Consider the following 25,328-nt stretch of genomic DNA (forward strand, 5'->3'; position numbering starts at 1 on the left):
CCCGGCGATCCGCCCGCCATTTTTACTTGACTCAGTCAAGTAAATCAGGAATCATGGCGACCATGCCACCGCGCACCGCTTCCACCTCCACTTCCGTTTCCGCCGCCCACGTCAAGGCGGTTCGCCGCTTCAATCGTTTCTACACCCAGCGCATCGGCGTGCTCGCCCCCTACCTGGGCAGCGAGTTTTCACTGACCGAGGTGCGCGTGTTGTACGAACTGGCGCATCGCGACCAGCCCACGGCCACCGAACTGGGCCGTGAGCTGTCCCTTGATGCCGGTTACCTCAGCCGCATCCTGCGCCGCTTTGAACGCGAGGGCTGGATGGCCCGCACGCCCTCGCCCGCCGATGCCCGCCAAAGCCTGCTGCAGCTCACCGAGGCCGGCCACCAGGTGTTTGCCCCGCTGCAACAACGTTCGCGCGACGAGGCTGCCGCGCTGCTGGCGCCGCTGGGCAGGCCGGCGCAGCAGCAACTGACCCAGGCGCTCGCCACCGTGGAGCGTCTGCTGGCGCCGGACGCGCGCCCCGCCGCGCAGAACGTGGTGCTGCGCGACCCGCAAGCCGGCGACATGGGCTGGGTGGTGCAGCAGCATGGCGAGGTCTATGCGCGCGAGTACGGCTGGGACAACACTTTCGAGGCGCTGGTGGCGGAGATCGTCGCCGGCTATGTGCGCCAGCACCAGCCTGACTGGGAGCGCTGCTGGATCGCCGAGGTTGATGGCGAACGTGTCGGTTCGGCCTTTGTCGTGCGCAAGTCCAAAACCGTGGCGCAACTGCGCCTGCTGATCCTGGCGCCGCAGGCCCGCGGGCTGGGGCTGGGCGCACGCCTGACCGATGAATGCCTGGCCTTTGCGCGCAGCAAGGGTTACAAAAAAATGGTGCTCTGGACCAACAGCTGCCTGGACAGCGCGCGCGCCCTGTACGCCAGGCGCGGCTTCCAGCTGGTCAACAGCGAGCCCTACACCGGCTTCGGCAAAAACCTGGTCGGCGAGACCTGGGAACTGCGGCTGTGAACCGCCCGCCGCCCCGGTGAAGCTCAACCTGGCCCTGCTGGCCGCGGCCGCCACCGGCGTGCAGGTCGGTGCCGCCATCGTGGCCTCGCGGTTTGTCGTGGCCGAGGTGCCGCCGCTGACCCTGGCCCTGCTGCGCTACGCGATTGGTTTTGCCTGCCTGCTGCCCTTCTTCTTGAAGTCTTTCATGGCTCCAGCCCTTGAGGGACAAGCGCGAGCAGCTCTTAAAAATATAGCAACCGCTGACTGGCTGGCCATGGCCGCGCTCGGCACCGGCCAGTTCGCGGTGTTGATCGCGCTGCTCAATTTCGGCCTGCAGCACATCGGTGCCGGCCAGGCGGCACTGATCTTCAGCCTGTTCCCGCTGCTGACCCTGCTGCTGTCCAGCGCGCTCGGGCGCGAACGCATTTCGGCCGCGCTGCTGGCCGGTGTGCTGCTGTCCATCACCGGCGTGGCGCTGTCGCTGTGGCCCAAACTCCAGGCACCGCACCCGGGCCACTGGTGGGGTGAGGCGGCGGTGCTGGCCAGTGCCGGCGTCGGCGCGCTGTGCAGCGTGTTGTACCGCCCTTACCTGCAGCGCTACCCGACGCTGGCGGTGTCCAGTTTTGCGATGCTGGTGTCGGTGCTGTTTCTCGGCCTGCTGGCCCTGGCCGAGAACTGGCCGGCGCGGGTCATGGCGCTCGGCCTGCAGAGCTGGACCGTGGTCGCACTGATCGGCATCTCCAGCGGCATCGGCTACTTCTGGTGGCTCTACGCCCTCAAGCACGAATCGCCGACGCGGGTCACCGTGTTTCTCGCGCTCAATCCACTGACGGCAGCCCTGCTCGGTGTGCTTTTTCTCGGCGAAGCCCTTTCCCCATGGTCGGCAGCAGCTATCTTTTTAATAGCATCCGGTTTGTGGCTGGCAACCCGCGGCGCGGCGCCGGCCCGGCGATAATCGGGCCATGAATGCATCGCCCGGCCCAGAAGAAGTCCCCCGCCCGCAGCCCCAGTCCCTGAGCGACCTGTTTGTCTCCTTCACCCTGCTGGCGCTGCAGGGTTTCGGCGGTGTACTGGCCGTCGTGCAGCGTGAACTGGTCGAGAAAAAACGCTGGATGACGCGCGAGGAGTTTGTCGAGGAATGGGCCGTCGCGCAAATCATGCCCGGCCCCAACGTCGTCAACCTCTCGCTGATGATCGGTCACCGCTACTTCGGTCTGCGCGGCGCCATGGTGGCGCTGGCCGGCATGCTGGCGGTGCCGCTGCTGGTGGTGTTGCTGCTGGCGCTGGTGTATGCGCAGTTCGCCGGCCACCCCGGCGTGGCCGGCGCCCTGCGCGGCATGGGGGCGGTGGCCGCGGGCCTGATTGCCGCCACCGGCCTCAAGTTGATGGGCGCGCTGAAAACCCATCCGCTGGGGCTGCCGCTGTGTATTGCCTTGGCCGTGGCGTGTTTTGCCGCCATCGCCTTGCTGCGCCTGCCGCTGGCTTATGTGCTGCTCGGCCTCGGCGGGCTGGCCTGCACCCTGACCTACCGCAAGCTCGCAGCATGAGCCTGAACCTGCAATGGACCGACTGGCTCGGCATGTTTGTGCATTTCCTGTCACTGTCGCTGCTGTCGATAGGCGGCGCCATCACCACCGCGCCCGACATGCACCGCTACCTGGTGGACCGGCAGCACTGGCTGACCGATCCGCAGTTCAACGCTTCGGTGGCGATTGCGCAGGCCGCGCCCGGCCCCAACGTGCTGTTTGTCGCGCTGATGGGCTGGCAGGTGGGCCTGAACGCGGGCGGCCCGCTGCTGGGCCTGTTCGGCGTGCTGGTCACCATGCTGGGCATCATGCTGCCCAGCACCACGCTGACCTACCTGGCCGCCAGCTGGGGCCACCGCAACCGCAACCTGCGCTGGGTGCGCGCCTTCAAGCAGGGCATGGCGCCCATCGTGATTGCGCTGCTGATCGCCACCGGCTGGATCCTCGCCAGCGCCAACGTCGCCAGCCTGAGAGACTGGCCGGTGGCGCTGCTGACCGTGGTGACGGCGCTGATTGTCTGGCGCACCCGCATGCATTTGCTGTGGCTGCTGGGGGCGGGCGCGCTGCTGGGCTGGTTCGGCTGGATCTGAATGAAAACGGGCTTTTTCCTATAAGGAACGGGCGCCAGCAGCTATCAAAAAAAGAGCAGTTGGCGCCGCACTCAGCTGCGCTGGCGCAGCGCCTCGTAAAGGCAGACGCCGCTGGCCACCGAGACGTTGAGGCTTTCGACGGCGCCGCGCATCGGGATGCGGACCAGCTCGTCGCAGGTCTTGCGTGTCAGCTGGCGCATGCCCTCGCCTTCGGCACCCAGCACCAGCGCCACCGGGCCCTTCAGGTCCACGTCGTAAATGGTTTTTTCGGCATCGTCGCTGGTGCCTATGCACCAGATGTTGCGTTCCTTGAGCTCACCCAGGGTGCGCGCCAGGTTGGTCACCATGAAATACGGCATGGTTTCGGCGGCGCCGCTGGCCACCTTGGCGACCGTCGCGCTGATACCGGCCGCATGGTCCTTGGGCGCAATCACCGCGTGCGCGCCGGCGCCGTCGGCCACACGCAGGCAGGCGCCGAGGTTGTGCGGGTCGGTCACGCCGTCGAGCACCAGCAGCAGCGGCGACTCTTCCCCGGCGGCCTCGAGCTGCTCCAGCAGTTCGTCCAGCGACTTGACCTGCGGCACGGCGTCGACCCGCGCCACCACGCCCTGGTGGCCGTGGCTGCCGCACATCTTGGCCAGCCGCAGCCCGTCCGACTCGATCAGCCGGATGCCGGCCTCCCGGGCGCGGTCGACAAACTGGCGCATGCGCGCGTCGCGCCGCGACACGTCAAAAAACACCTCGAAAACGGATTGCGGCGCGGTTTTGATGCGCACGCCGACGGCGTGGAAGCCGAACAGGACTTTGGGGGAAGAAGACATCCTTTGATTATCGCTGCACCACCTCGCCTCCTGACAGCAGGGCGCGCCAGGGGGATGGGCAGCAAGAGGGGATGCCCAAAATAATAACAAAATGTTTTTGCTTCAGCGACGCGCAGCTTGAGCAGGCCCTGAGCCAGTTCATCGGCCCGCTGGTGAAAATGATCGTGAAGAAGGAAGTGGCCCGGCATACCGCGCGGGAGACGCTGCCGCAGTCCCTGGCGGCCGAAATCGACCGACCCGCCAACCGTGCCGGCGTTCTGGCGGCGATGCAAACACTCCAGCGCCAGGGTCTGCGCCCTGCCCCGATCGCTATTCTATTGATAGCTTCCTGCGCATATACATCGGGCGCTACAGGCCCATTTGACCCTAAGCCGCGACGACCTGTCCCGCCTCGATGGTGATGCGCCGCTCGCAGCGCGCAGCGATGGCAGGGTCGTGCGTCACCAGCACCAGCGTGGTGCCCAGTTCCTGGTTGAGTTCGAACATCAGCGCCATGACTTTTTCGCCGGTGGCAAAGTCCAGGCTGCCGGTGGGCTCGTCGGCCAGCAGCACCGCCGGTTGCACCACAAAGGCCCGGGCCAGCGCCACTCGCTGCTGCTCGCCGCCCGACAACACCTTGGGGTAGTGGCCCAGGCGTTCACCGAGGCCGACACGTTTGAGCATCTCGCTGGCCTGCGCCCGCGCATTCTTCGCGCCCGACAGTTCCAGCGGCAGCATCACGTTTTCCAGCGCGTTGAGGTTGCCCATGAGCTGGAAGCTCTGGAACACAAAACCGACCTTCTGGGCCCGCAGCGCCGCGCGGTCGTCTTCGCTGAGCGCAAACAGGTCCTGGCCGGCCAGCCTCACCGTGCCCTGGGTGGGTGTGTCCAGCCCGGCGATGATGGACAGCAGCGTGCTTTTGCCCGAACCGGAAGCCCCGACAATGGCGGCAGTCTCCCTGGCCGCAAGTGCGAAGTCAATATCGCGCAAAATGGTCAGCGTACCCGTCGAGTCGCTCACGCTCTTGAAAACATGCTCGACGGAAATAATTGAAGATGAACGGTTTCCCGCCCCTGCCGCCAAGGTGGACGGCGCTGCAGAAACAGGAACAACGGGTTCAAACATGCCAGCCTTGTCGGATATTTTGGGAATGATTCGCCCTGACTTTACCAAGCCCGGGCGGCGCGCGGGTCTGCTCGGCCTGATGCTCTGCACTTTCATGCTGGTATTGCCGCAGAACGGGCAGGCCCAGGCGGTTGCCCAAGCGGCGGCCGGCGCCGGCCCGACGATTCTGGTGGTCGGCGATTCGCTGAGCGCCGAATACGGCCTCAAACGCGGCAGCGGCTGGGTCAGGTTGCTGGAGCAGCGCCTGGCCAGCGAAAAAATTCCGGCCCGGGTGGTCAACGCCAGCATCAGTGGCGACACCACCTCGGGCGGGCGCTCGCGCCTGCCGGCCCTGCTGAGCCAGCACAAGCCCGGCGTGGTCATCATCGAGCTGGGCGGCAACGACGCCCTGCGCGGCTTGCCGCTGGACATGACCGAAGGCAACCTGCGCGCCATGACGCAGGCGGCGCAGAAGGCCGGCGCCAGGGTGCTGCTGGTGGGCATGCAGGTGCCGCCCAACTACGGCAGCGACTATGCGGCCAAATTTTCCGGCCTGTTTGCCAAGGTCGCGAAAGACCGCAAGGCCGCGCTCGTGCCTTTCCTGCTCAAGGGCGTGGGCGACACCGACGATGCCACCCGGCTGTTCCAGGCCGACCGCATCCATCCCAATGAGCAGGCGCATCCGCTGATGCTGGCCAATGTCTGGCCTGAACTGAGAAAACTTCTCAAGTGAGCATCGACCGCATCACGGCCCAGGAGGCGCTGGTCCGCCTTGCCGATTTCTCGACCGTCATCGACGCCCGCAGCGAAGGAGAATACGCCGAGGACCACCTGCCCGGCGCCGTCAACTGGCCCAGCCTGAACGACGAGGAACGCAGGATTGTCGGCACGCGTTACAAGCAGATCAACCAGTTCGAGGCGAAAAAGCTGGGCGCCGCGCTGGTTGCCAAAAACATTGCGGCCCACATCCAGCGCGAGGTGCTGGACAAGCCGCGCGAATGGCAACCGCTGGTGTACTGCTGGCGCGGCGGCAAACGCAGCGGTTCGCTGGCGCTGATCCTGGACCAGATCGGCTTCAAGGTGACCCTGGTGGACGGCGGCTACAAGGCCTTCCGGGCCGCCCTGGTCGCCGACCTGCCGCAACTCGCCGCCCGCCACAGCTACCAGGTGGTGTGCGGCACCACCGGCAGCGGCAAAACCCGGCTGCTGCAGGCCCTGCAGGCCCAGGGCGCGCAGGTGCTGGACCTGGAGGCGCTGGCCAACCACCGCAGTTCGGTGCTGGGCCTGATCCCCGGCGTGCCGCAGCCCAGCCAGAAGGCTTTTGACAGCCTGATCTGGGCCGCGCTGCGCAGCTTCGATCCGGCCCGGCCGGTCTACATCGAGAGCGAAAGCAAGAAGGTCGGCAACGTGGCCGTGCCCGAAGGCCTGATCGCCGCCATGCGCGCCGCCCCCTGCCTGCAGCTGGAGCTGGCCGAAGACGAACGTGTCGCGCTGCTGCTCGAGGACTATGATTTTTTTGTCAAGGACATCGCCTTCTTTTGCGAGCGCCTGGGCGCGCTGACCGAGGCCCGCGGCAAGGACACCGTGCAGGACTGGCAGGCGCGTGCACGCAGCGGCGACGTGGCCTCCGTGGTGCGCGAGTTGCTGGTCAGGCACTACGACCCGGTGTACCTGCAGTCGATGCGGCGCAACTTCAGCCACTACGAAACCGCCCGGGTCCTCGCGCCACGCGACCACACGGCCGCGGCGATGGCCGAGCTCGCCGCCCGCATGCTGGCCGGCTGAAACGCAGACCCCAACAAACAGGCCCCGGAGGAACAGCTGCCTGTCCCTGCGGGGCCTGGTGGCCGCATCAGCTCTCAAAAAGAGAGCTATTTGCGATGGTAGATCAAGGGCTGGAGCCCGATTTGATTCAGATGACCGAAGGTCTCCGGCACCTCAGGGTGCAGGATCGGCCGGTGGCGGCGTGCCGCCTGCGTCTTCACCATCGGGCGTATCGTCATCGGGCAGGTCCGGCTTGCCTTCGGCCTTGCGCTTGAGCTTTTCTTCTTTCTTCTTCTTTTTGGCCAGCTCTTTCTGACGTTTTTCGTAGGAATAATTGGGAGTTGCCACAGCGTGCTTTCTTCAGGAATATGTCCTAACTGTACTGCATCGCCGCCAGCGCGTTCGCCAGGTCGGCCTGCAGGTCGGCCACCGCCTCCAGCCCGATCGAAAACCGCACCAGGCCGCCCTGGAAGGGCCAGGGCGTGGTCCGTATCGCCGGCACGTCATAAGGCACGCACAGGCTCATGGGGCCGGCCCAGCTGTAGCCGAGCCTGAACAGCTGCAGGCTGTCGCAGAAGCGGTCCACCTGGGCTTGCGGGTAGCCGGCCTTGAACACGATGCTCAGCAGGCAGGCTGCGGCTGTGCAGTCGCGTTGCCAGGTTGCATGGCCGGGCGAGCCGGCCAGCGCCGGGTGCAGCACGGCTTCGATCTGCGGCTGTTGCTGCAGCCAGGCCGCCAGCGTGCGCGTGGCGCTGTCCTGCGCGGCGTAACGCAGGGTCATGCTGCCCAGCCCGCGCAGCACCAGTTCGGCGTCGTTGCCGGCCACGCCGTAACCGACACGCATATGGCAGAAATGCACCAGGTGATGCAGCGCCTCGTCGCGCGTGACGACCGAGCCCATCAGCACGTCGGCGCCGCCGCTCGGGTATTTGGTCAGGGCCTGTACGGAAATGTCGGCACCCAGCGCAAAGGCGTTGAAGGCAATGCCCGCGCCCCAAGTGTTGTCCAGCGCGGTCACGATGCCTTGCGGATGCACGTCGCGGTGCGCCTGGACAACCGCCACCAGCGCCGGCAGGTCGGGAAACTCCAGCGTGATCGAGCCCGGTGCCTCGAGCCAGACCAGGCGCGTTTTGCCGCTCAGTTTGGCGGCCAGGTCGGCGGGCTGCATGGGATCGTAATAACGGAAGCTGACCCCCCAGCCGGCAAGCTCATGCTGCGCAAAGGTTTTGTTGGGTCCGTAGGCGTTGTCGGGAATCAGCACCTCGTCACCGGCCCTGAGCAGCGCCATGTCGACCAGCGCCAGCGCCGCCAGGCCGCTGGGCACCAGCGTGCAGAACTGCCCGCCTTCCAGCGTGGCGATGCGTTCCTCGAGCGTGAAGGTGGTCGGCGTGCCGTGCAGGCCGTAGGTGTAGCCGGTCTTGTGTTTCCAGTCGCGCTGGCGCAAGGCCGCCACAGTTGGAAAGATGACCGTCGAGGACTTCTGGACGGCCGGATTGACAGCGTCAAAGCCGGCGGGCGGCTTGTAGGGGTGGTGGATCAGCTGGGTGGAAATATCGCTCATGCGCCGATGTTAGCTGAGCCCCCACGGTCGCTCACTGCGTGTAGCTCCCTGCCCCCAAGGGGGCCGCTGCGCCTGCGGTCCGGCAAAGCCGGTCCCGCGGCCCCTGCTTGAAGGGAAAGGCCGCGATTCAGGCGTCAATCCCCGGTGAGGCTATATCTTCCACTTTTCCATCAGTTGCGCGGGTCGCAACGCATCGTAGCCCTCGAAGGGCTGGTGAATCCACGGGTTGGTCGGCAGGAACTCGACCGAGTAGTCCGGCTGGAAGGCGGACACGCCCTTGGTCCAGATCACCGCGCTGCGCAGCTCGCTGATCGGCTTGTAGTTGTTGCGCAGCTGGTGAATCACGGCGTTGAGGGTGTGGCCGGTGTCGGCCAGGTCGTCGACCAGCAGCACCTTGCCGGCGATCTCGCCCTTGGGTGTGGTGATGAAACGCGCGATGTCGAGGTTGCCCTGCACTGTGCCGGAGTCGGCGCGGTAGGAGCTGGTGGACATGATGGCCAGCGGCTTGTCGAAAATGCGCGAGAGGATGTCGCCGGGCCGCATGCCACCGCGCGCCAGGCACAGGATGGTGTCGAATTGCCAGTCGGACTGGTGGATCTTGATCGCCAGTTTTTCAATCAGGTTGTGGTACTCGTCATAACTGACATAAAGGTGCTTGCCGTCTTCGGTCAACATGAAAATGCTCCTGATTCAATAGCTGTTTGCGCCCGCCCCGACCGGGCTGGAGCACGATTTAACTGAAAACACTGCAGAAAAGCAATCAGGCCACGAAGGGGTGGCGCAACAAGATCGTGTGGTCGCGGTCGGGGCTGGTCGAGATCATGTGAATCGGCACGCCGGTGACTTCCTCGATGCGGTGCAGGTAACGCTGGGCCGCGGCTGGCAGCTTGTCGTAGTCGGTCACACCCACCGTGCTCTGGGTCCAGCCCGGCAGGGTTTCGTAAATCGGCTTGCAGCGGGCAATTTCCTCGGCGCCCATGGGCAGGATGTCGGTGATGTGGCCGTCGAGCTCGTAGCCGGTGCACAGCTCCAGCTTCTCGATGCCGTCGAGCACATCCAGCTTGGTGATGCACAGGCCGGACAGGCCGTTGACCTGCGCCGAACGTTTGAGCAGGGCCGCATCGAACCAGCCGCAGCGCCGGCTGCGCCCGGTGGTCACGCCTTTTTCGGCACCCACGGTGCTCATGTGGTAACCCGGCGTGCCCGGTGTTTCCCAATCGAGCTCGGTCGGGAACGGCCCGCCGCCCACACGGGTGCAGTAGGCCTTGGTGATGCCCAGGATGTAGTGCAGCATGCCGGGGCCGACGCCGGCGCCGGCGGCCGCGTTGCCGGCCACGCAGTTGCTGGAGGTGACAAACGGGTAGGTGCCGTGGTCCACGTCGAGCAGCGTGCCCTGCGCGCCTTCGAACAGCAGATTCGCGCCCTCGGCATGCGCGTCGTTGAGTTCGCGCGAGACGTCGGCCATCATGGGCTTGAGCAGTTCTGCGTGGCGCATGGCTTCGTCATAGACCGGCTGAAACTCAATGGCCGGCGCGTTGAGGTAGCCGGTCAGCACGAAGTTGTGCAGGTCCAGCAGCTCGCGCAGCTTGGCGGCAAAGCGCTCGGGGTATTTGAGGTCCTGCACGCGCAGGGCGCGGCGGGCGATCTTGTCTTCATAGGCCGGGCCGATGCCGCGGCCGGTGGTGCCGATCTTGACCGTGCCGCCGGTTTCGCGGCGGGTCTCGCGCGCAATGTCGAGGGCCGCGTGAAACGGCAGGATCAGCGGGCAGGCTTCGCTGATGCGCAGGCGCGAACGCACCTCGACACCGGCTTTTTCCAGCCCTTCGATTTCTTCAAACAGCTTGGCGGCCGAGAGCACCACGCCGTTGCCGATGTAACACTTGACGCCGGGGCGCATGATGCCGCTGGGGATCAGGTGCAGGGCCGTCTTGATGCCGTTGATGACCAGCGTGTGGCCGGCATTGTGGCCGCCCTGGAAACGCACCACGCCCTGCGAGCTTTCGGTCAGCCAGTCCACCAGCTTGCCCTTGCCCTCGTCACCCCACTGGGTACCCACGACCACCACGTTGCGGCCGGCGGTTGCGGCGATTGTCTTTGTCATCTTCAGTCTGCTTTCAGGAGGGTTAGTTAGGCGGGCGGCGCGGCTTCAGGCCGGCTTGTTGCCCAGCGGCTGGACCTGCCACTGGCCGGCCACGCTGGCCAGTTCGCGGTCACAGTCAAATTCATCAACTTCGTGTTCATGGCCGGGCAACACGCAGGCCACGGTTTCACCACCGGCGCGCAGCGCGGCAATTGCGCCGCGCAGCCCGGCTTCTTCGCCCCAGGGGGCGCGGATGGCGGGACGCAAGGGTTTGGGTGTCAGCACGCTGACCAGTTCTTTCAGGTCCAGGCTGAAGCCGGCCGCCGGACGGTTGCGCCCGAACACGGCACCGACCTCGTCATAGCGGCCACCGCGCACCAGCTCGGCGCCCTGGGCGCCGTCGCGCTGGCCACGGCCATAAATCGCAAAACGGGTGCCGCTGTAGTAGGCATAACCACGCAGGTCCGCCAGGTCAAAACCGATGCTGACACCGTTCGCCAGGCTGCTGACATGGGTGGCCAGCCACTTCAGGTTCTGCAGCGCCTTGAGCGCTTCGGGCAAGGCCTTGAACGCTTTTTCGGCCTCCAGCAGTACCTTCTCGTCGCCATAGAACTGCAGCAGGGCGAGCAGTCCCTGGCGTGCCGCGGCAGGCAACTCGCCGTTGAGGCTGGCCGTCAGGCTGGCCAGCTCACTGGCGTCCTTGCTCGCCAGGGCGGCATGAATCCGGGCCAGCATGGTTGCACTCACCTTCGCACCTGCCAGCAGGCTGCTGACGATGCGCACATCGGCCATGTCCACCGACAGCTGCGTGACGCCGGCGGCGCTCAAGCCTTCCAGCGCCAGCAACTGGGCTTCGAGGTCGGCTTCCAGGCCGGCGTGACCGTAAATTTCAGCGCCGAACTGCAGCGGCTCGCGCGTGGCATGCGGGCGGTCGGCCCGGGTGTGCAGCACCGGGCCGCAGTAACACAGGCGGGCCACGCCCTGCCGGTTGAGCAGGTGGGCGTCGATGCGGGCCACCTGCGGTGTGGTGTCGGCGCGCAGGCCCAGGGTGCGGCCCGAGAGCTGGTCCACCAGCTTGAAGGTCTGCAGGTCCAGCGCCTCACCGGTGCCGGTCAGCAGGGATTCGAGGTGCTCGAGCAGCGGCGGCATGACCAGCTCGTAGCCGTAGCTGCGCGCCGTGTCGAGAAACAGGCGACGCAGCTCTTCGATGTGACGCGCCTCGGAGGGCAGGACATCGGCAATTTGATCCGGCAATTGCCATGATGACGACCAGGCGGGCATGTATTTTTCGTGGGCTGTTAAAAACAGGATTTTACCGGGCTTGCGGCCTGTTTTCGGCCCGCGCCGGCACACAGATGCCCGGCGGACGCAAATACAGGCGCCAGACCGCCGCGTCAGCGGCTGGCGATCAGAGCAGAAAGGCCATCCACACCAGGCCGGCAACGATGCTGCCCAGCCCGAAAAAGCGGATCTGGCCGTCCGTGAGCTTGAGGATCTTCTCGAACATGCCGCGCCAGCCGCGCGGCGAGAAAAACGGCAGCAGCCCCTCGATCACCAGCATCAAGGCCAGTGCCTGCCAGATCGTGCTGCCGTCCAAGAGGGGCCGTTACTTTTTGCCGGCCGGAGCCGTACCGCTGCCTGAGCTGCGCATGGCCTTGAAGAAGTCGGACGAAGGATCGATCACCATCACGTCGCCCTTTTTGTCGAAGCTGGCCTTGTAGGCGTCCAGGCTGCGGTAGAACTGGGCAAACTGCGGGTCCCGGCCAAAGGCATCGCTGTAGGCGGCGGCGGCCTGCGCATCGCCCTCCCCCTTGATTTTCTGCGCTTCGCGGTAGGCATTGGCGATGGTGACCTCGCGCTGGCGGTCGGCATCGGCGCGGATTTTTTCGCCCTCCGCAGCACCGGTGGAGCGCAACTCGTTGGCGACCCGCTTGCGCTCGGCCTCCATGCGGCGGTAAACCGACTCGGTGATGGCCTCCACGTAGTCGACACGCGTGATGCGCACGTCGATCACGTCAATACCCCAGGGCTTGGCGCCGCGCACGACTTCCAGCACCTCGGTCTTCACGTCGGCCATCAGGGCTTCACGCTTGAGCGACAGCAGGTCCTTGACGGTGCGCTTGTTGATGGCTTCCTGGAAGGCATTGCGCACCACCCGGTTCAGCTGGTTGGCACCGGCACGCTCGTCCAGCCCCACATTGCGGATGTATTCCGAGGGCTGGGTGATGCGCCATTTGACATACCAGTCGATCACCACGCGCTGCTTCTCGGCAGTCAGCATCGGTTCGGCATCGGTGCTGTCCAGGGTCAGCAGCCGCCGGTCGATGTACGAGACGTTCTGGAAAGGCGGCGGCAATTTGAAATTCAGGCCGGGCTCGAGGATGACTTCCTTGATCTGGCCCAGTGCGTACACCACGCCGAACTGCCGCTGGTCAACCACAAACAACATGGAACTGAGCAATGCCAGCGCCACCAGCATCGAAGAAGCAATAAATCCAACTCTATTCACGGCAGTTCCTTAGCGTGTTTCGCGGTCGCGGGTGCGTGAGGTGTCACGGGCCCGCGTATCAAGGGTCGAGGTGGGCGGCGCGACCGGTGGCAAGGCCGCCGATCCGGCTGGCTCGGCGGTGCTGGTCTTGGCGGCCGTGGTGGCCTGCATCAGCTTGTCGAGCGGCAGGTACAGCAGGTTGGATCCCTGGCGCGACTCCACCAGCACCTTGGTCACGTTGCTGTAAACCTGTTGCATGGCGTCGGTGTACATGCGGTCGCGCGTCACCTGGGGCGCCTTCTGGTACTCCGCCAGCACGGAGCGGAAGCGCTGCGCATCACCCTGGGCCTGTGCCACCACCCTGGCCTTGTAGGCTTCCGACTCTTCCTTGAGGCGCGATGCCGAACCGACCGCGCGCGGAATCACGTCGTTGGCGTAGGCCTGGGCTTCGTTCTTCGCGCGTTCGCGCTCCTGCCCGGCCTTGAGCACGTCGTCAAACGAGGCCTGCACCTGCTCGGGCGGACGTACACCGCTTTGCTGCAAATTGATGCCGACCACTTCCACGCCGACCTTGTAGCGGTCCAGGATGGTCTGCATCAGGGTGCGCACGCGCGGAGCGATCTGGTCGCGCTCCTCGGCCAGCGCCGAGTCCATTTTCATCTTGCCGACCACCTCGCGCACCGCGGTTTCAGCCGCCTGCACCACGGTGGCGGCCGGATCCCGCGTCTCGAAAAGGTAGGCGCGCGCGTCGTTCAGGCGGTACTGGACCGCAAACTTGATCTCGACGATGTTCTCGTCTTCCGTGAGCATGGCCGACTCACGCAGGCCGGTGGCCTTGATGATGGTGTCGCGGCCCACGTCGACGGAGCGGATCTGGGACGCCACGACGATTTCATGGCGCTGCACCGGGTAAGGCAGGCGCCAGTTGAAACCGGCACCCACGGTCGAGTTGTACTTGCCGAACTGGGTGATGACGGCCTGCTGGCCCTCCTGCACGATGAAGAAGCCGGTACCCAGCCAGATCAGCACGGCCACGCCGGCAATCAGGCCGACACCGATGCCCGCACTTTTCATATCGGGCTGGAACCCGCCGGGGCCGCCACTGCCGCCCCCGCCCAGCCCGCCGGGCCCGCGGCCCCGCTGCCCGGCATTTTTGGCGCCGCCAAAAAGACCGCCCAGCTTGCGGTTGAAGTCACGCCACAACTCGTCGAGGTCGGGTGGTCCCTGGTTGGGTCCCTGACCCTGACCCTGCGGCCGGTTCGGCGCTGGTGGCCGCACCGGCGGCACCTCATCGCGGCCGGACTCGGGTTTGGACTCGTCGGGCGGGGTCTTGTTGTCGTCGTCGCGGCCCCAGCGCGGATCGTTCAAATTGAACATTCCTCGGGCGCGATGCCTCAGCCTTCCCGGCAGGGTCGTCAGCGTCTGTAACACAGGGTTCAGGTTCATGAAATCGAGCTCACTTTTTTTATGATTCCCACATTGTGCCTAATCAGGCCACGGCCTCATCGATTGGGGGGCTATCTTCGACGGGCGCCTGCGAGGCATGGCGGGCCAGCAGCTCGCGCAACAGGGGCAGGCCCTCGCCGGTCTGTGCGCTGACAAAAACCCGGTCCACACGCCGGCCCGTGTCCGAAAAGGCATCCTTGACCTCGAAACTGTCACTTAGCTGCAGCGGCCGGCGCGCTTTTTCAAGGGCGTCGAGCTTGTTGAAGACCAGAATCTGCGGCACGTCGGCCGCGCCGATCTCGGCCAGCACGCGTTGCACCTGCTCGATCTGCTCGAGATGGTCCGGGTTCGCGCCATCGACCACATGCAGCAGCAAATCGGCATCCGCCGCCTCCTGCAGGGTGGCGGCAAACGCATCCACCAGGCCATGCGGCAGGTCGCGGATGAAGCCGACCGTGTCCGACAGCGACACGGAGCGCGCAGCGTCGCCAAGGTACAGCTGCCGGGTCGTGGTGTCCAGCGTCGCAAACAGCTGATTGGCCGCGTAGGCGCGCGCCTTGACCAGGGCGTTGAACAGCGTCGTCTTGCCGGCATTGGTGTAGCCGACCAGGGAAATCGTGAAGGAGTTGCGCCGCTCACGCTGGCGCCGCTGGGTCTGGCGCTGCTTCTTGACCTTGGTCAGGCGTTCCTTGGTGCGCTTGATGGACTCGCCGATCATGCGTTTGTCGAGTTCGATCTGTTTCTCGCCTGGACCGCCGCGAACACCGGCGCCGCCAGTCTGCCGCTCCAGATGGGACCAACGCCTGACCAGACGCGTCGACAGGTACTGCAGGCGCGCCAGTTCGACCTGCAGCTTGCCTTCATGGCTGCGCGCGCGCTGGGCAAAAATCTCGAGAATCAGCAGGGTGCGGTCGTTGACCGGCAGGCCGAGCACCCGCTCCAGATTGCGTTGCTGGGCCGGGCTCAGGGACTGGTCAAACAGGATTTCGCTGGCGCCGGTCTCCAGCGCAAGCATCTTGATCTCGTCGGCCTTGCCGCTGCCAATGAACAGCGCGGCATCCGGCGCCCTGCGCTTGCAGACCACACGGGCAACCGGCTGCAGGCCGGCCGTCTGGGCCAGCAGGCCCAGCTCTTCCAGGCCGGCATCAAAATTGGGGAGGCCCAGATCGACCCCGACCAGAATGGCCAGCGGCGCCGACGCCGGGGTGAGGTCCTGGGAACTCAGCTGGCTGGGCTTTCTTGGGATTCCGATGCAGCGAAGGTGACTGCACGGCCAGGAACAATGGTCGAAATGGCGTGTTTGTAGACCATCTGGGTGACGGTGTTGCGCAGCAGGACCACATACTGATCGAAAGATTCGATCTGACCCTGAAGCTTGATGCCGTTGACGAGGTAAATCGACACCGGCACATGCTCACGGCGCAAAGTATTGAGGAAAGGGTCCTGCAAAAGCTGACCTTTGTTATTGCTCACGATATTTTCCGTGTTCAAGAGTTGATAGGACTTCACCTTACCACAGCCGCCTGGCCATGCATGTAGTCCTAGGCGGAATCTTTGTCCGCATAGGGGTTGCTGGACGATTTCATCTGGATGCGCAGCGGCGTGCCCACCAGATCGAACTCCTTGCGGAAGCGCCCTTCCAGAAAGCGCTTGTAGGCGTCGGTGACGTGTTCCAGCGAATTGCCGTGAACAATGATGATGGGCGGGTTCATGCCGCCCTGGTGCGCATAACGCAGCTTGGGACGGAACATGCCGGCCCGCTGCGGGCTCTGGAACTGAACCGCCTCGAGCAGCAGGCGGGTCAGCACCGGGGTCGACATCTTGCGGTTGGCCGAGGCATGGGCCTGGACAATCGATTTCCAGACCGGGCCCAGGCCCTGGCGCTTGATCGCCGAAATATTGTGGATGGTGGCAAACTTCAGGAAGGACAGCCGCGTTTCGATGGACCGCTGCAGGATTTCCTTCTGGTAGGCGTCCACCGCATCCCATTTGTTGACGGCCAGCACCACCGCGCGCCCGCTCTCCAGGATGTAGCCGGCAATGTGGGCGTCCTGGTCGGTCACGCCCTGGGTCGCGTCCAGCAGCAGCAGCACCACATTGGCGCTTTCGATGGCCTGCAGGGTCTTGACCACCGAGAACTTTTCAATCGCCTCGAACACCTTGCCCTTGCGGCGCAAACCGGCGGTGTCGATCAGCTCGAATTTCTGCCCACCGCGCTCGAAGGGCACGGAAATGGCATCGCGCGTGGTGCCGGGCTGGTCAAACGCCACCAGGCGCTCCTCGCCCAGCCAGGTATTGATCAGCGTCGATTTACCCACATTGGGTCGGCCCGCCACCGCCAGCTTGATCACCGTCGGGTCGCTGGGCTCGCCCTCCTCGTCCGGATCCGGCAGGTTCAGCGGCTGCAGCGCCATCTCGACCAGCGTGCGCATGCCCTGCCCGTGCGAGGCAGACACCGGCAGGACCTCGCCCAGACCGAGCTCGAAAAACTCGGACAGCTGCACGCCCTCGGTCATGCCCTCGGCCTTGTTGGCGGTCAACACCGTCGGCTTGCCCAGCTTGCGCAGGTATTTGGCGATCTCGTGGTCCTGGGCATTGACCCCGGCACGCGCATCGACCACAAACACCACAACGTCGGCCTCAGCCACCGCCTGCCGGGTCTGTTTGGCCATTTCCTTGTAGATGCCATCGACGGCTTTGGGCTCGAAGCCGCCGGTGTCGATGACGATGAACTCCTGTGCGCCCAAATGGCCGTTGCCGTAGTGGCGGTCCCGCGTCAGGCCGGCATAGTCGGCCACGATCGCGTCACGCGACTTGGTCAGGCGGTTGAAGATCGTCGATTTGCCCACATTGGGGCGACCGACCAGGGCGATAACAGGTTTCACGAGATGACGATCAAAAGGGGCAGCGAACGAAGCGATGCGAGGAGCGTGGGGGCGCCCTCTTTACCAGCAGGGGCCGCGGATCTGGCTCTGCCAGTCCGCAGGCGCAGCGCCCCCCCGGGGGGCAGCGCAGTACACGAAGTGACAAGCGTGGGGGCCAACATCTACTCGGGCGCGAAGCCGAAAACAGCACCTGAACGCGTCACCGCGATCAGGATATTGCCGGCCAGCACCGGGGAAGCCGCCACCGGCGAGCCGTCGGTCACGAGGCGGTTCAGCGAAGAACCGTCCGCACGGGACAACAGGTGCACAAAACCGGCCGAGTCGCCGATGGCGACGGAGCGGCCCACGACCAGCGGCGCGCTCAGGCTGCGGTAACGCAGGCTGTCCGAGCTCCAGGCGCTCTCGCCGTCGCTGCGGCGCCAGGCCAGCACCTTGCCGTCGGCTTCGGTGCCAAACACCAGGCTGTCGTCGCCATCGATGCCTTGCGCGCCATTGGCGGGCTTGGTCCACAGCAGGGCGCCGCGCTGGGCATCGACACAGCCGACGCTGGCCTGGAAAGCCCGGGCGCAGACCGTGTTACCGGTACGGCTCACGGTGCCGACCAGGTCCACCAGGCGCTCCACATCATTGATGCCGCGTGGCGAGGCAATCGGGGCCTCCCAGCGGATGCTGCCATTAAGCGGATTGAGGCCGGTCAGGCGGCCGGCCAAACCCACCACCAGCGTGTCGCCGACGGCGAGCATGACACCCGACTGGCGCAGCACCAGAGGCTCGCTGGGGCGCTGCTGGGACCAGAGCTTGCGCCCGGTCTGACCGTCAAAGGCATTGACCGACCGGTCGGCCGCGAGCACAAACACCCGGCCACCGGCCACAAACGGTGCGGTGAAGGCCTGGGCCGCCAGTTTCTGGCGCCAGATTTCCTTGCCGCCCGACAGGGCCACGACTTCGTTGGCCCGCGTGACCACAGCGGCGACCTTGCCGTCACTGCCGACGCCGGCCGCGATCGGTGCGCCGATGCTGGTGCGCCAGAAGTCGCGGCCACTGCGCGCGTCCAGCGCCACCACGGTGCCATCGCTGCTTGCGGCCACCACGGTGTCGCCCGAGACGTTCACCTGAAGCGGGAAAGAAATCTCGCCGATACGGGCGGTCCAGACCTGTTTGGCCGGTACCAGCGCCACCACCGGCTGCAATTCGGCCGGCTGCGGCTTTTTGACGGAGCTGCTGAACATCGAACACCCCGCCAGGGATGCTATCAAAAAGATAGCTGCAGGCGCTTTTAACGTGTGGGCCAGAGGCCGAAAAGACTTGAAAATCACGGCTTGACCTCCGGGGCGGGCGCGGGAGAAACTGCAGCGGCGGCTGCAGCAGGGGCCAATGCCGCCGACGGGTTCAACCCGAGCGCATTGAGTTTGACTTCGACCAGGCGCCGGTACTCGGTGCGCTCATCCAGGCCTTTGTAGGCTTTTTCGTATTCGGCGCGGGCTTCGCTTTTCTTGCCTTGTGCGGCGAGGATGTCGCCGCGGCGATCTGCCGCCAGCGCAACAAAGTCCTTGGGAAAACTGCCGGAAAGCTGCTGCAGGGCCTCGTCGTAGGCTTTGGCTTCCAGCAACAAACCCGCCAGACGCAGCTTGGCAATCGCCTGGTAACCCTCATCGGCGCTTTTGCCGGCCACCCAGCTCAAGGAGCCCTTGGCGGCATCAATGTTGCCCTTGTCGTAGTAGGTCCTGGCCGCCAGCAGGCCGGCCTGCTGGGCGAAGGCCGTCCCGGCAAAACGCTCCTTCATGTCGGCCATCGCGCGGTCCAGCCGGCTGGTGTCTCCCGACTGGGCGGCACGCTCGACCTCGTCGTACATCATGGCCGCCTTGGCGGCCTGATCACGCTGCCAGTAGTGGTAGCCGTTCCAGGCTGCAAAAGCGCCAAAAATGACAATCAAGCCCCAGGTGATCAGGTCGCCGTACTGCTTCCAGAAGTGTTTCAGCTCGTCGAGCTGCTCCTGTTCTTCCAAATCGAGATGTTTTGCCATAGAGCTCTGCTGGTTCCGCCAAATGAATTGTGTTGATTGTAGGGGTCGCTGTCAGACGCCGGCCCGCAGGCTGTGCGCCCACAGGGCCACGGTCGCCAGCGGCTGCAGGGTTTGCACTTGGGCAGCCTCGACTTTTTCGCCGCGCAGGGGCTTGACGGCCACGCTGCCCTGCGCCAGTTCGACCTCGCCAAAGATCAGGGCGAAGCGGGCGCCGCTGGCGTCGGCCTTCTTGAACTGGGATTTCATGCTGCCCATGCCGTCTGCGACCGCACCGGCGGCCGCATGCATCTGCACGCTGACACCCAGGGCGCGCAAGGCCTGCAGGGTTTTCAGCACCACGGGCAAAGCCGAGGTTTCAGGAACTATCGCATAGGCGTCCGGCACCGGCAGGTCCGCGGCCCCGCCCTGCTCCCTGATCAGCTCGAGCACCCGCTCCACGCCGAGCGCCCAGCCCACGGCCGGCGCGGCCTTGCCACCGATCTGCTCGATCAGGTAGTCGTAACGGCCACCGCCGCAAATCGTGCCCTGCGCGCCCAGGCTGTCGGTGATGAACTCGAACACCGTGAGGTTGTAGTAGTCCATGCCACGCACCAGCCGCGGGTTGATGCTGTAGGCGATGCCGTTGGCCTCGAGAATGGCCTTGACGCTGCTGAAATGCGCCAGTGATGCCTCGCCCAGGAAATCAATCAGCCGCGGCGCGCCCTCCACCAGGGCCTGCATTTTCGGATTTTTGGTGTCCAGGATGCGCAGCGGATTGCTGTGCAGCCGGCGTTTGGCCTCTTCGTCGAGCTGGTCGGCATTGGTTTCGAAATAGCCGATCAGCGCCGCGCGGTGCTGCCTGCGTTCGTCGGGCTGTCCCAGGCTGTTGAGCTCCAGCCGCACGTCCTTCAAGCCCAGTTCTTTCCACAAGGCATCGGCCAGCAGGATCAGCTCGGCGTCGACTTCGGCGCCGGGAAAGCCCAGCGCTTCGGCACCGATCTGGTGAAACTGCCGGTAACGGCCGCGTTGCGGGCGCTCGTGCCGGAACATCGGGCCCATGTAATACAGGCGCTTGCCACCGTCGTAAAGCATGCTGTGCTCGGCCACGGCCCGGACCACACCGGCGGTGTTTTCGGGCCGCAGGGTCAGGGCTTCGCCGTTGAGCCTGTCCTCGAACGAGTACATCTCTTTTTCGACAATATCGGTCACCTCGCCGAGGCCGCGCACAAACAGCGCCGTCGGCTCGACGATGGGCGTGCGGATGTTGCGGTAGGCATAACGCGCCATCAGCGCACGCACCTTGTCCTCCAGCCATTCCCAGCGCGCCGAATCAGGCGGCAATATGTCGTTCATGCCTTTGACGGCAGTCAGTTTTTCAGCCATGGAATCTTTGTTTAAGCGACCTGGGCGACGGCTGGCGTGCCAAAGCGCTTTTCAATGTAGTTTTCGACAATGACCCGGAATTCCTGCGCGATCTGGTCGCCGCGCAGCGTCACCGCTTTTTCGCCGTCAATATAGACCGGTGCGGCCGGTGCTTCGCCCGAGCCCGGCAGGCTGATGCCGATGTCGGCATGTTTGCTCTCGCCCGGTCCGTTGACGATGCAGCCCATCACCGCGACCTTGAGTTTCTCCACGCCGGGATAGCGGGCTCGCCATACCGGCATCTGGGCGCGCAGGAAATCGTCGATTTCCTTGGTCAGTTCCTGGAAAGTGGTGCTGGTCGTGCGGCCGCAGCCGGGACAGGCCGTGACGCTAGGCACAAAGCTGCGCAGGCCCAGCGCCTGCAGGATTTCGGAGGCGATCAGCACCTCTTGCGTGCGCGCTTCACCGGGCTGCGGCGTCAGCGAGACACGGATGGTGTCGCCGATGCCTTCCTGCAGCAGGATCGACAGCGCGGCGGCGGACGCCACCGTGCCCTTGGTACCCATGCCGGCTTCGGTCAGGCCGAGGTGCAGCGCGTAACGCGAGCGGTTTGACAGTTCACGGTAGACCGAGATCAGGTCCTGCACGCCGCTGACCTTGCAGGACAGGATGATCTGATTTCGGTCCATGCCCATCTGTTCGGCCAGTTCGGCCGAGCCGATGGCCGAGGTGATCAGCGCCTCGTACATCACCTGTTTCGCGTCCCAAGGCTGGTCGCGCCGGCTGTTCTCGTCCATCAGGGCGGCCAGCAGTTCCTGGTCCAGGCTGCCCCAGTTGACACCAATGCGCACCGGCTTGTTCCAGCGGACCGCCGCTTCTATCATCTGCCCGAACTGCCGGTCGTGTTTGTCGCCCTTGCCCACGTTGCCGGGGTTGATGCGGTACTTGGACAGCGCCTCGGCACAAGCCGGGTAGTCGGTCAGCAGCCGGTGGCCGTTGTAATGGAAGTCGCCGATCAGCGGCACGTCGATGCCCATGCGGTCGAGCTGCTCGCGGATATAGGGCACCTGCGCCGCAGCTTCCGGCGTATTGACGGTGATGCGGACCATTTCCGAGCCGGCAATGGCCAGTTCCTTGACCTGGATGGCTGTGCCGATCGCGTCCACCGTGTCGGTGTTGGTCATGGACTGCACACGCACGGGCGCATCGCCACCCACGGTGACCACACGCGAACCCCAGACCACACGCGCCTGGGACGACAGGCGCGCCTTGGGCGCGGCCGACTCCACGGGAAAACATGCTGCCACTACTTCACCTCGAAACGTGCAACGTTGTCTTTGCTCACGGAAACCAGGTCAAAGGCCTTGCCCCGCACTTCGACTTGCGTCGCATCGACCCGACCCACCACGGCCGCCAGCGGCAGCACGCCTGATGCCCCGGCTTCCTCGCCGGCAGCCAGGGTACGGCGCAAAACCACCGTGCCTTTGGCATCGGTGACTTCGACCCAGGACGCCCCTTTGGCCTTGAACACGATGATGCCGGCCGCTGCGGACGGCACGGTCACCGCCGCCGGCGTGGCGGGTACCGCCATGGCCACCGACACAGCGACGGGCATGGGCAGCGGCGCGACCGTGGACAGCTGCGGTGCCAGCGCCGGGGCGGCTGCAGCCACCCCCGCAGAGGCAGACGGCTGGGCCGCGCTGTCGGCCACGGCGGGTTTGTCCATTTCCAGCAATTCGGTCTTGGCCATGGCCACCCCGGACAGCGCGCCCAACGGGACCGCAGGTGTGTCGCCAACGGCAGGTGAAGGCGACGCCGATTGGCTGGCGATGCCGGACTGCTGGACGGCTGGCAGGAAGATCAGGACCAGGGCACCCAGCACCAGCAGCAAGCCCGCCAGAACGGCTGGCCGGGAGATCTGCGCCAGCAGGGAGGGACCAGGTCCGTCACCAGGGGAGCGGAACGGGGCGTTGATGGGCGCACTCTGCTGCCCGAGAGTGGGCTTGCCGGTTTGCGGCAACAGCGCCAGCACCTGAGCCGTATCGATCTTGAGGGTGCGGCAGACGCTTGCCGCCAGCGCCCGGACAAAGACGGCGTCCGGCAACAGGTCCAGCCTGTCGGCCTCCAGCGCTTCGAGCTTTTTGACCGGTACCTTCAAGGCCACCGCCAATGCCGCGATGTGCAGGCTTGCGGCCTCGCGCGCCTGCCGGATCAGGGAACCGGCACTGACCGCAGGCCCGGCATCTGCCTGGTCTTGCAGGGCGTGGGGCGGCAAGTCTTGCTGCGCCAGTGCAGCGCTGCCTGGCAGCCGGCCGTCAGCGTCAGTCATTGAAGGCTCCTCTTTCGTAAGCTGCGGCCTCGCGTGACTGGCCGAAGCGTTTTTTCAGCTGATCGGCCAGCTGCAGCATCGCTTCGCGGCTGCCCAGCCTGCGCTCCACCTTCACCCCCAGCCACAACGTTTCGGCATTGGCCAGATCGCTGTTGTTCAAGCGGCGGATGTAAAACTGCGCGCGTACCAGGTCCCCGCGCTCGAAAAGCAGGCCCGCCAGGTTGTAGCCGGTGACCGGGTTGCCGGCGTCCAGCTCATAGGACTGCAGCAGGCTGCGCTCGCCCTCCGCTTTCTGCCCTGCCCGCACCTGACACAGCCCCTGCGTCATCAGTGTTTTGGCCTGGCCGCTGTACTGGGGCGTGGCGATGGCCCGCGCGAACAGTGCGGCCGATTCGCTGTGGCGGTTTTGCTGGCAGAGCAGCCAGCCATAGTTGTGCAGCACGTCGCCGTCCCGTGGATTGAGCGCCATGGCCCGGCGAAAACTGTCCTCGGCGAGCGCATTGTCATTCATGCGCATGTAGACCAGGCCGCGCAGGTTGTGGGCATCGGCATAGGTCGGGTCGGTCACCAGCGCCTGCTTGAGTTCGTCGAGGGCGACGTTGGTCTGCCCCTGCTGAAAATAGTTGGCAGCCAGCTCCAGGCGGATGCGCGCGCGTTTGCGCACGTCCGGCTCGTCCGACTCCGTCATGATTTCCCCGCGCCCGCTCGTGGCGCCCGGGGCGGAACCCGGTTTGCCGGCACAGCCGGCGAGCAGCACAGCCGCCCAGCAGACAGACATCAACAGGACATTGCGGACACGCTTCATACACCGACCTCTCTGGAGACTATCTTGATGCCCTTGAGCATACCTTGCCGCTGCGTGGCCATGCGCTGCTGGACACCGGTGCGGTCCTGCACATCGCCGGCGAGCTGGCCGCAGGCGGCATCGATGTCGTCGCCCCGGGTTTTTCGCACGGTGGTCACGATGCCGGCATCCATCAGGATTTTGGCGAAAGCCAGCACCTGCGGCATGTCGGAGCGCTTCAAGCCGGAGGCCGGAAACGGATTGAAGGGGATCAGGTTGAACTTGCAGGCCAGGCCTTGCAGCGAATGCCGGCGCATCAATTCCACCAGCATGCGCGCATGTTCGGGCTGGTCATTGACGCCGTCGAGCATGCAGTATTCAAAGGTGATGAAGTCCCGGGGTGCCGCGGCCTGGTAACGCGTGCAGGCCTCGAGCAGCTCAGCGATCGGGTATTTTTTGTTCAGCGGCACCAGGTTGCTGCGCAGCTCGTCTTCCGGCGCATGCAGCGACACCGCCAGCGCGACCGGGCAATCCTGCGCCAGGCGGTCCATCATGGGAACGACGCCCGAGGTCGAGACGGTCACGCGCCGGCGCGAAAGGCCATAGGCATGGTCGTCCAGCATCACGCGCAGGGCCGGCAGCAGTTGCGCGAAATTTTGCAGCGGCTCGCCCATGCCCATCATCACCACATTGGAAATGACACGCTCGGTTTTACCAAGGTGCTTGCGCAGAAAGTGTTCGGCATACCAGAGCTGGCCGATGATCTCGGCCGTTGTCAGGTTGCGGCTGAAGCCCTGATGTCCGGTGGAACAAAAACGACAGCCGACGGCGCAGCCAGCCTGCGAAGAAATGCAAAGCGTGCCGCGGTCGGTCTCGGGAATAAAAACGGTTTCAATGACATCGCCGGCACCGACGTCGAACAGCCACTTGATGGTGCCGTCGGCAGAATCGTGGCGCGAAACCACCTTCAGGCTCTGGATGTGAGCGGAAGCGGGAAGTTTTTCCCGCAGCGACTTCGCCAGATCGGTCATCTGGCCAAAATCGGTCGCGCCCTTCTGGTGGATCCAGCGAAAAAGCTGGGTGGCCCGGAAACGTTTTTCTCCGAGCCCTTCGCAAAAGGCCGCCAGCCCTTCCAGATCGTAATCAAGCAGGTTGGCGGTCATTGCGGGAAGCTTGCGCTTTTAGCGCGAATAGATGTTCATGCCCGCGAAGAAGAAGCTGATCTCCACCTGGGCAGTTTCGACGGCGTCGGAGCCATGCACGGCATTGGCATCGATGCTGTCGGCGAAATCGGCGCGAATGGTACCGGCGGCGGCTTTCTTCGGATCCGTCGCACCCATCAGGTCGCGGTGTTTCAGGATCGCGTTTTCGCCTTCCAGGGCGGAAATCATGACCGGGCCGGAAATCATGAACTCAACCAGATCCTTGAAGAAAGGACGCTCTTTATGCACGGCATAAAAGGCTTCGGCTTCGCCGCGCGACAGATGCGCCATCCGCGCAGCAACCACCTTCAGGCCGGCAGCCTCAAAGCGCGCATAAATTTGACCAATGACATTTTTTGCCACGGCATCGGGTTTGATGATGGAGAGGGTGCGTTCGATCGCCATGAGATTTC

The 25,328-nt window shown here is 65.0% G+C and carries 27 protein-coding genes; 6 read left to right on the forward strand and 21 right to left on the reverse strand.

The annotated features are described in order from the left end of the window. Positions 1-53: 53 nt before the first annotated feature. The 4 genes from B7G53_RS01530 to B7G53_RS01545 are packed head-to-tail and all read left to right on the forward strand — an operon-like array spanning position 54 to position 3,108. Entirely contained in the window at positions 54-1,013 is a 960-nt protein-coding gene (locus B7G53_RS01530; protein WP_096662511.1) for a bifunctional helix-turn-helix transcriptional regulator/GNAT family N-acetyltransferase, read from the forward strand. Positions 1,014-1,029: 16 nt separating this feature from the next. Continuing rightward, positions 1,030-1,947: a DMT family transporter gene (locus B7G53_RS01535; protein WP_217992573.1), complete on the forward strand. Its 918-nt coding sequence runs from the start codon at positions 1,030-1,032 to the stop codon at positions 1,945-1,947. Positions 1,948-1,954: 7 nt separating this feature from the next. Further along, on the forward strand, positions 1,955-2,539 hold the full coding sequence (locus B7G53_RS01540) for a chromate transporter (RefSeq protein ID WP_096662513.1): 585 nt from the start codon (positions 1,955-1,957) through the stop codon (positions 2,537-2,539). After that, complete coding sequence (locus B7G53_RS01545) at positions 2,536-3,108, forward strand: chromate transporter (RefSeq protein ID WP_096662515.1); 573 nt, start codon at positions 2,536-2,538, stop codon at positions 3,106-3,108. Before B7G53_RS01540 ends, B7G53_RS01545 begins: the two co-directional genes overlap by 4 nt. 71 nt (positions 3,109-3,179) lie before the next feature. Here the strand turns inward: B7G53_RS01545 and rlmB are convergent, their stop codons facing one another. Next, positions 3,180-3,929 carry a 23S rRNA (guanosine(2251)-2'-O)-methyltransferase RlmB gene (gene rlmB, locus B7G53_RS01550; RefSeq protein ID WP_096662517.1) on the reverse strand — a complete coding sequence of 250 codons (750 nt, stop codon included), beginning with the start codon at positions 3,927-3,929 and terminating at the stop codon, positions 3,180-3,182. A 366-nt stretch (positions 3,930-4,295) separates the two neighbouring features. Continuing rightward, a complete protein-coding gene (locus B7G53_RS01560; protein WP_096662521.1) occupies positions 4,296-5,033 on the reverse strand; it encodes an ABC transporter ATP-binding protein in 738 nt (245 codons plus the stop codon). A 94-nt stretch (positions 5,034-5,127) separates the two neighbouring features. Between B7G53_RS01560 and B7G53_RS01565 the strand changes: the two genes are divergently transcribed. Next, entirely contained in the window at positions 5,128-5,745 is a 618-nt protein-coding gene (locus B7G53_RS01565; protein WP_397406537.1) for an arylesterase, read from the forward strand. Next, positions 5,742-6,797, forward strand: a complete 1,056-nt coding sequence (mnmH, locus tag B7G53_RS01570; protein WP_096662525.1) for a tRNA 2-selenouridine(34) synthase MnmH — start codon at positions 5,742-5,744, stop codon at positions 6,795-6,797. The genes B7G53_RS01565 and mnmH overlap by 4 nt, the downstream gene beginning before the upstream one ends. Before the next feature lie 153 nt (positions 6,798-6,950). Here the strand turns inward: mnmH and B7G53_RS22745 are convergent, their stop codons facing one another. From B7G53_RS22745 to ndk, 19 genes are all read right to left on the reverse strand, one after another. Further along, positions 6,951-7,124, reverse strand: coding sequence for a hypothetical protein (locus B7G53_RS22745; RefSeq protein WP_170954706.1), 174 nt, complete (start codon positions 7,122-7,124; stop codon positions 6,951-6,953). 25 nt (positions 7,125-7,149) lie between these two features. Then, positions 7,150-8,337: a PLP-dependent transferase gene (locus B7G53_RS01575; RefSeq protein WP_096662527.1), complete on the reverse strand. Its 1,188-nt coding sequence runs from the start codon at positions 8,335-8,337 to the stop codon at positions 7,150-7,152. A 150-nt stretch (positions 8,338-8,487) separates the two neighbouring features. Then, entirely contained in the window at positions 8,488-9,012 is a 525-nt protein-coding gene (locus B7G53_RS01580; RefSeq protein WP_096662533.1) for a phosphoribosyltransferase, read from the reverse strand. An 85-nt stretch (positions 9,013-9,097) separates the two neighbouring features. Continuing rightward, the gene (locus B7G53_RS01585; RefSeq protein ID WP_096662864.1) at positions 9,098-10,426 is read right to left on the reverse strand and encodes an adenylosuccinate synthase; all 1,329 of its coding nucleotides are present in this window, start codon (positions 10,424-10,426) and stop codon (positions 9,098-9,100) included. Between the two features lie 57 nt (positions 10,427-10,483). Further along, positions 10,484-11,698, reverse strand: coding sequence for an ATP phosphoribosyltransferase regulatory subunit (locus B7G53_RS01590; RefSeq protein WP_096662535.1), 1,215 nt, complete (start codon positions 11,696-11,698; stop codon positions 10,484-10,486). A gap of 127 nt (positions 11,699-11,825) precedes the next feature. Continuing rightward, positions 11,826-12,014, reverse strand: a complete 189-nt coding sequence (locus tag B7G53_RS01595) for a DUF2065 domain-containing protein (protein ID WP_096662537.1) — start codon at positions 12,012-12,014, stop codon at positions 11,826-11,828. Positions 12,015-12,023: 9 nt separating this feature from the next. Beyond that, positions 12,024-12,926, reverse strand: a complete 903-nt coding sequence (hflC, locus tag B7G53_RS01600; protein ID WP_096662539.1) for a protease modulator HflC — start codon at positions 12,924-12,926, stop codon at positions 12,024-12,026. Between the two features lie 9 nt (positions 12,927-12,935). Beyond that, positions 12,936-14,351 carry an FtsH protease activity modulator HflK gene (gene hflK / locus B7G53_RS01605; RefSeq protein ID WP_096662541.1) on the reverse strand — a complete coding sequence of 472 codons (1,416 nt, stop codon included), beginning with the start codon at positions 14,349-14,351 and terminating at the stop codon, positions 12,936-12,938. A 43-nt stretch (positions 14,352-14,394) separates the two neighbouring features. Then, a complete protein-coding gene (hflX, locus tag B7G53_RS01610; RefSeq protein WP_096662543.1) occupies positions 14,395-15,576 on the reverse strand; it encodes a GTPase HflX in 1,182 nt (393 codons plus the stop codon). Further along, positions 15,573-15,824 carry an RNA chaperone Hfq gene (hfq, locus tag B7G53_RS01615; protein WP_441338953.1) on the reverse strand — a complete coding sequence of 84 codons (252 nt, stop codon included), beginning with the start codon at positions 15,822-15,824 and terminating at the stop codon, positions 15,573-15,575. Before hfq ends, hflX begins: the two co-directional genes overlap by 4 nt. A gap of 68 nt (positions 15,825-15,892) precedes the next feature. Then, positions 15,893-17,236, reverse strand: coding sequence for a ribosome biogenesis GTPase Der (gene der / locus B7G53_RS01620; RefSeq protein ID WP_096662547.1), 1,344 nt, complete (start codon positions 17,234-17,236; stop codon positions 15,893-15,895). A gap of 161 nt (positions 17,237-17,397) precedes the next feature. Then, on the reverse strand, positions 17,398-18,552 hold the full coding sequence (bamB, locus tag B7G53_RS01625) for an outer membrane protein assembly factor BamB (RefSeq protein WP_096662549.1): 1,155 nt from the start codon (positions 18,550-18,552) through the stop codon (positions 17,398-17,400). After that, entirely contained in the window at positions 18,549-19,259 is a 711-nt protein-coding gene (locus B7G53_RS01630) for a YfgM family protein (protein ID WP_096662551.1), read from the reverse strand. Before B7G53_RS01630 ends, bamB begins: the two co-directional genes overlap by 4 nt. Positions 19,260-19,310: 51 nt before the next feature. Continuing rightward, complete coding sequence (gene hisS, locus B7G53_RS01635) at positions 19,311-20,621, reverse strand: histidine--tRNA ligase (protein WP_096662553.1); 1,311 nt, start codon at positions 20,619-20,621, stop codon at positions 19,311-19,313. A gap of 11 nt (positions 20,622-20,632) precedes the next feature. Next, complete coding sequence (gene ispG / locus B7G53_RS01640; RefSeq protein WP_441338956.1) at positions 20,633-21,889, reverse strand: flavodoxin-dependent (E)-4-hydroxy-3-methylbut-2-enyl-diphosphate synthase; 1,257 nt, start codon at positions 21,887-21,889, stop codon at positions 20,633-20,635. A gap of 17 nt (positions 21,890-21,906) precedes the next feature. After that, a complete protein-coding gene (locus tag B7G53_RS01645) occupies positions 21,907-22,929 on the reverse strand; it encodes a helix-turn-helix domain-containing protein (RefSeq protein WP_096662557.1) in 1,023 nt (340 codons plus the stop codon). Next, positions 22,922-23,734: a type IV pilus biogenesis/stability protein PilW gene (gene pilW / locus B7G53_RS01650; RefSeq protein ID WP_096662559.1), complete on the reverse strand. Its 813-nt coding sequence runs from the start codon at positions 23,732-23,734 to the stop codon at positions 22,922-22,924. Before pilW ends, B7G53_RS01645 begins: the two co-directional genes overlap by 8 nt. After that, a complete protein-coding gene (gene rlmN, locus B7G53_RS01655; RefSeq protein WP_096662561.1) occupies positions 23,731-24,876 on the reverse strand; it encodes a 23S rRNA (adenine(2503)-C(2))-methyltransferase RlmN in 1,146 nt (381 codons plus the stop codon). Before rlmN ends, pilW begins: the two co-directional genes overlap by 4 nt. Before the next feature lie 18 nt (positions 24,877-24,894). After that, a complete protein-coding gene (gene ndk / locus B7G53_RS01660) occupies positions 24,895-25,320 on the reverse strand; it encodes a nucleoside-diphosphate kinase (protein WP_096662563.1) in 426 nt (141 codons plus the stop codon). Between the last annotated feature and the right edge of the window lie 8 nt (positions 25,321-25,328).

The sequence above is a fragment of the Polaromonas sp. AET17H-212 genome (genome assembly GCF_002379085.1).
Lineage (GTDB): Bacteria > Pseudomonadota > Gammaproteobacteria > Burkholderiales > Burkholderiaceae_C > Polaromonas.

Excerpts from the sequence above, each read along its gene's own strand:
- B7G53_RS01540 (WP_096662513.1), top strand. The coding sequence starts at position 1,955 with ATGAATGCATCGCCCGGCCCAGAAGAAGTCCCCCGCCCGCAGCCCCAG.
- B7G53_RS01630 (WP_096662551.1), bottom strand. The coding sequence starts at position 19,259 with ATGGCAAAACATCTCGATTTGGAAGAACAGGAGCAGCTCGACGAGCTG.
- B7G53_RS01575 (WP_096662527.1), bottom strand. The coding sequence starts at position 8,337 with ATGAGCGATATTTCCACCCAGCTGATCCACCACCCCTACAAGCCGCCC.
- pilW (WP_096662559.1), bottom strand. The coding sequence starts at position 23,734 with ATGAAGCGTGTCCGCAATGTCCTGTTGATGTCTGTCTGCTGGGCGGCT.
- B7G53_RS01530 (WP_096662511.1), top strand. The coding sequence starts at position 54 with ATGGCGACCATGCCACCGCGCACCGCTTCCACCTCCACTTCCGTTTCC.
- B7G53_RS01590 (WP_096662535.1), bottom strand. The coding sequence starts at position 11,698 with ATGCCCGCCTGGTCGTCATCATGGCAATTGCCGGATCAAATTGCCGAT.
- B7G53_RS01565 (WP_397406537.1), top strand. The coding sequence starts at position 5,128 with ATGCTGGTATTGCCGCAGAACGGGCAGGCCCAGGCGGTTGCCCAAGCG.
- B7G53_RS01580 (WP_096662533.1), bottom strand. The coding sequence starts at position 9,012 with ATGTTGACCGAAGACGGCAAGCACCTTTATGTCAGTTATGACGAGTAC.
- B7G53_RS01560 (WP_096662521.1), bottom strand. The coding sequence starts at position 5,033 with ATGTTTGAACCCGTTGTTCCTGTTTCTGCAGCGCCGTCCACCTTGGCG.
- rlmB (WP_096662517.1), bottom strand. The coding sequence starts at position 3,929 with ATGTCTTCTTCCCCCAAAGTCCTGTTCGGCTTCCACGCCGTCGGCGTG.
- ndk (WP_096662563.1), bottom strand. The coding sequence starts at position 25,320 with ATGGCGATCGAACGCACCCTCTCCATCATCAAACCCGATGCCGTGGCA.
- hisS (WP_096662553.1), bottom strand. The coding sequence starts at position 20,621 with ATGGCTGAAAAACTGACTGCCGTCAAAGGCATGAACGACATATTGCCG.
- B7G53_RS01645 (WP_096662557.1), bottom strand. The coding sequence starts at position 22,929 with ATGACTGACGCTGACGGCCGGCTGCCAGGCAGCGCTGCACTGGCGCAG.
- rlmN (WP_096662561.1), bottom strand. The coding sequence starts at position 24,876 with ATGACCGCCAACCTGCTTGATTACGATCTGGAAGGGCTGGCGGCCTTT.
- hflK (WP_096662541.1), bottom strand. The coding sequence starts at position 14,351 with ATGAACCTGAACCCTGTGTTACAGACGCTGACGACCCTGCCGGGAAGG.
- B7G53_RS01545 (WP_096662515.1), top strand. The coding sequence starts at position 2,536 with ATGAGCCTGAACCTGCAATGGACCGACTGGCTCGGCATGTTTGTGCAT.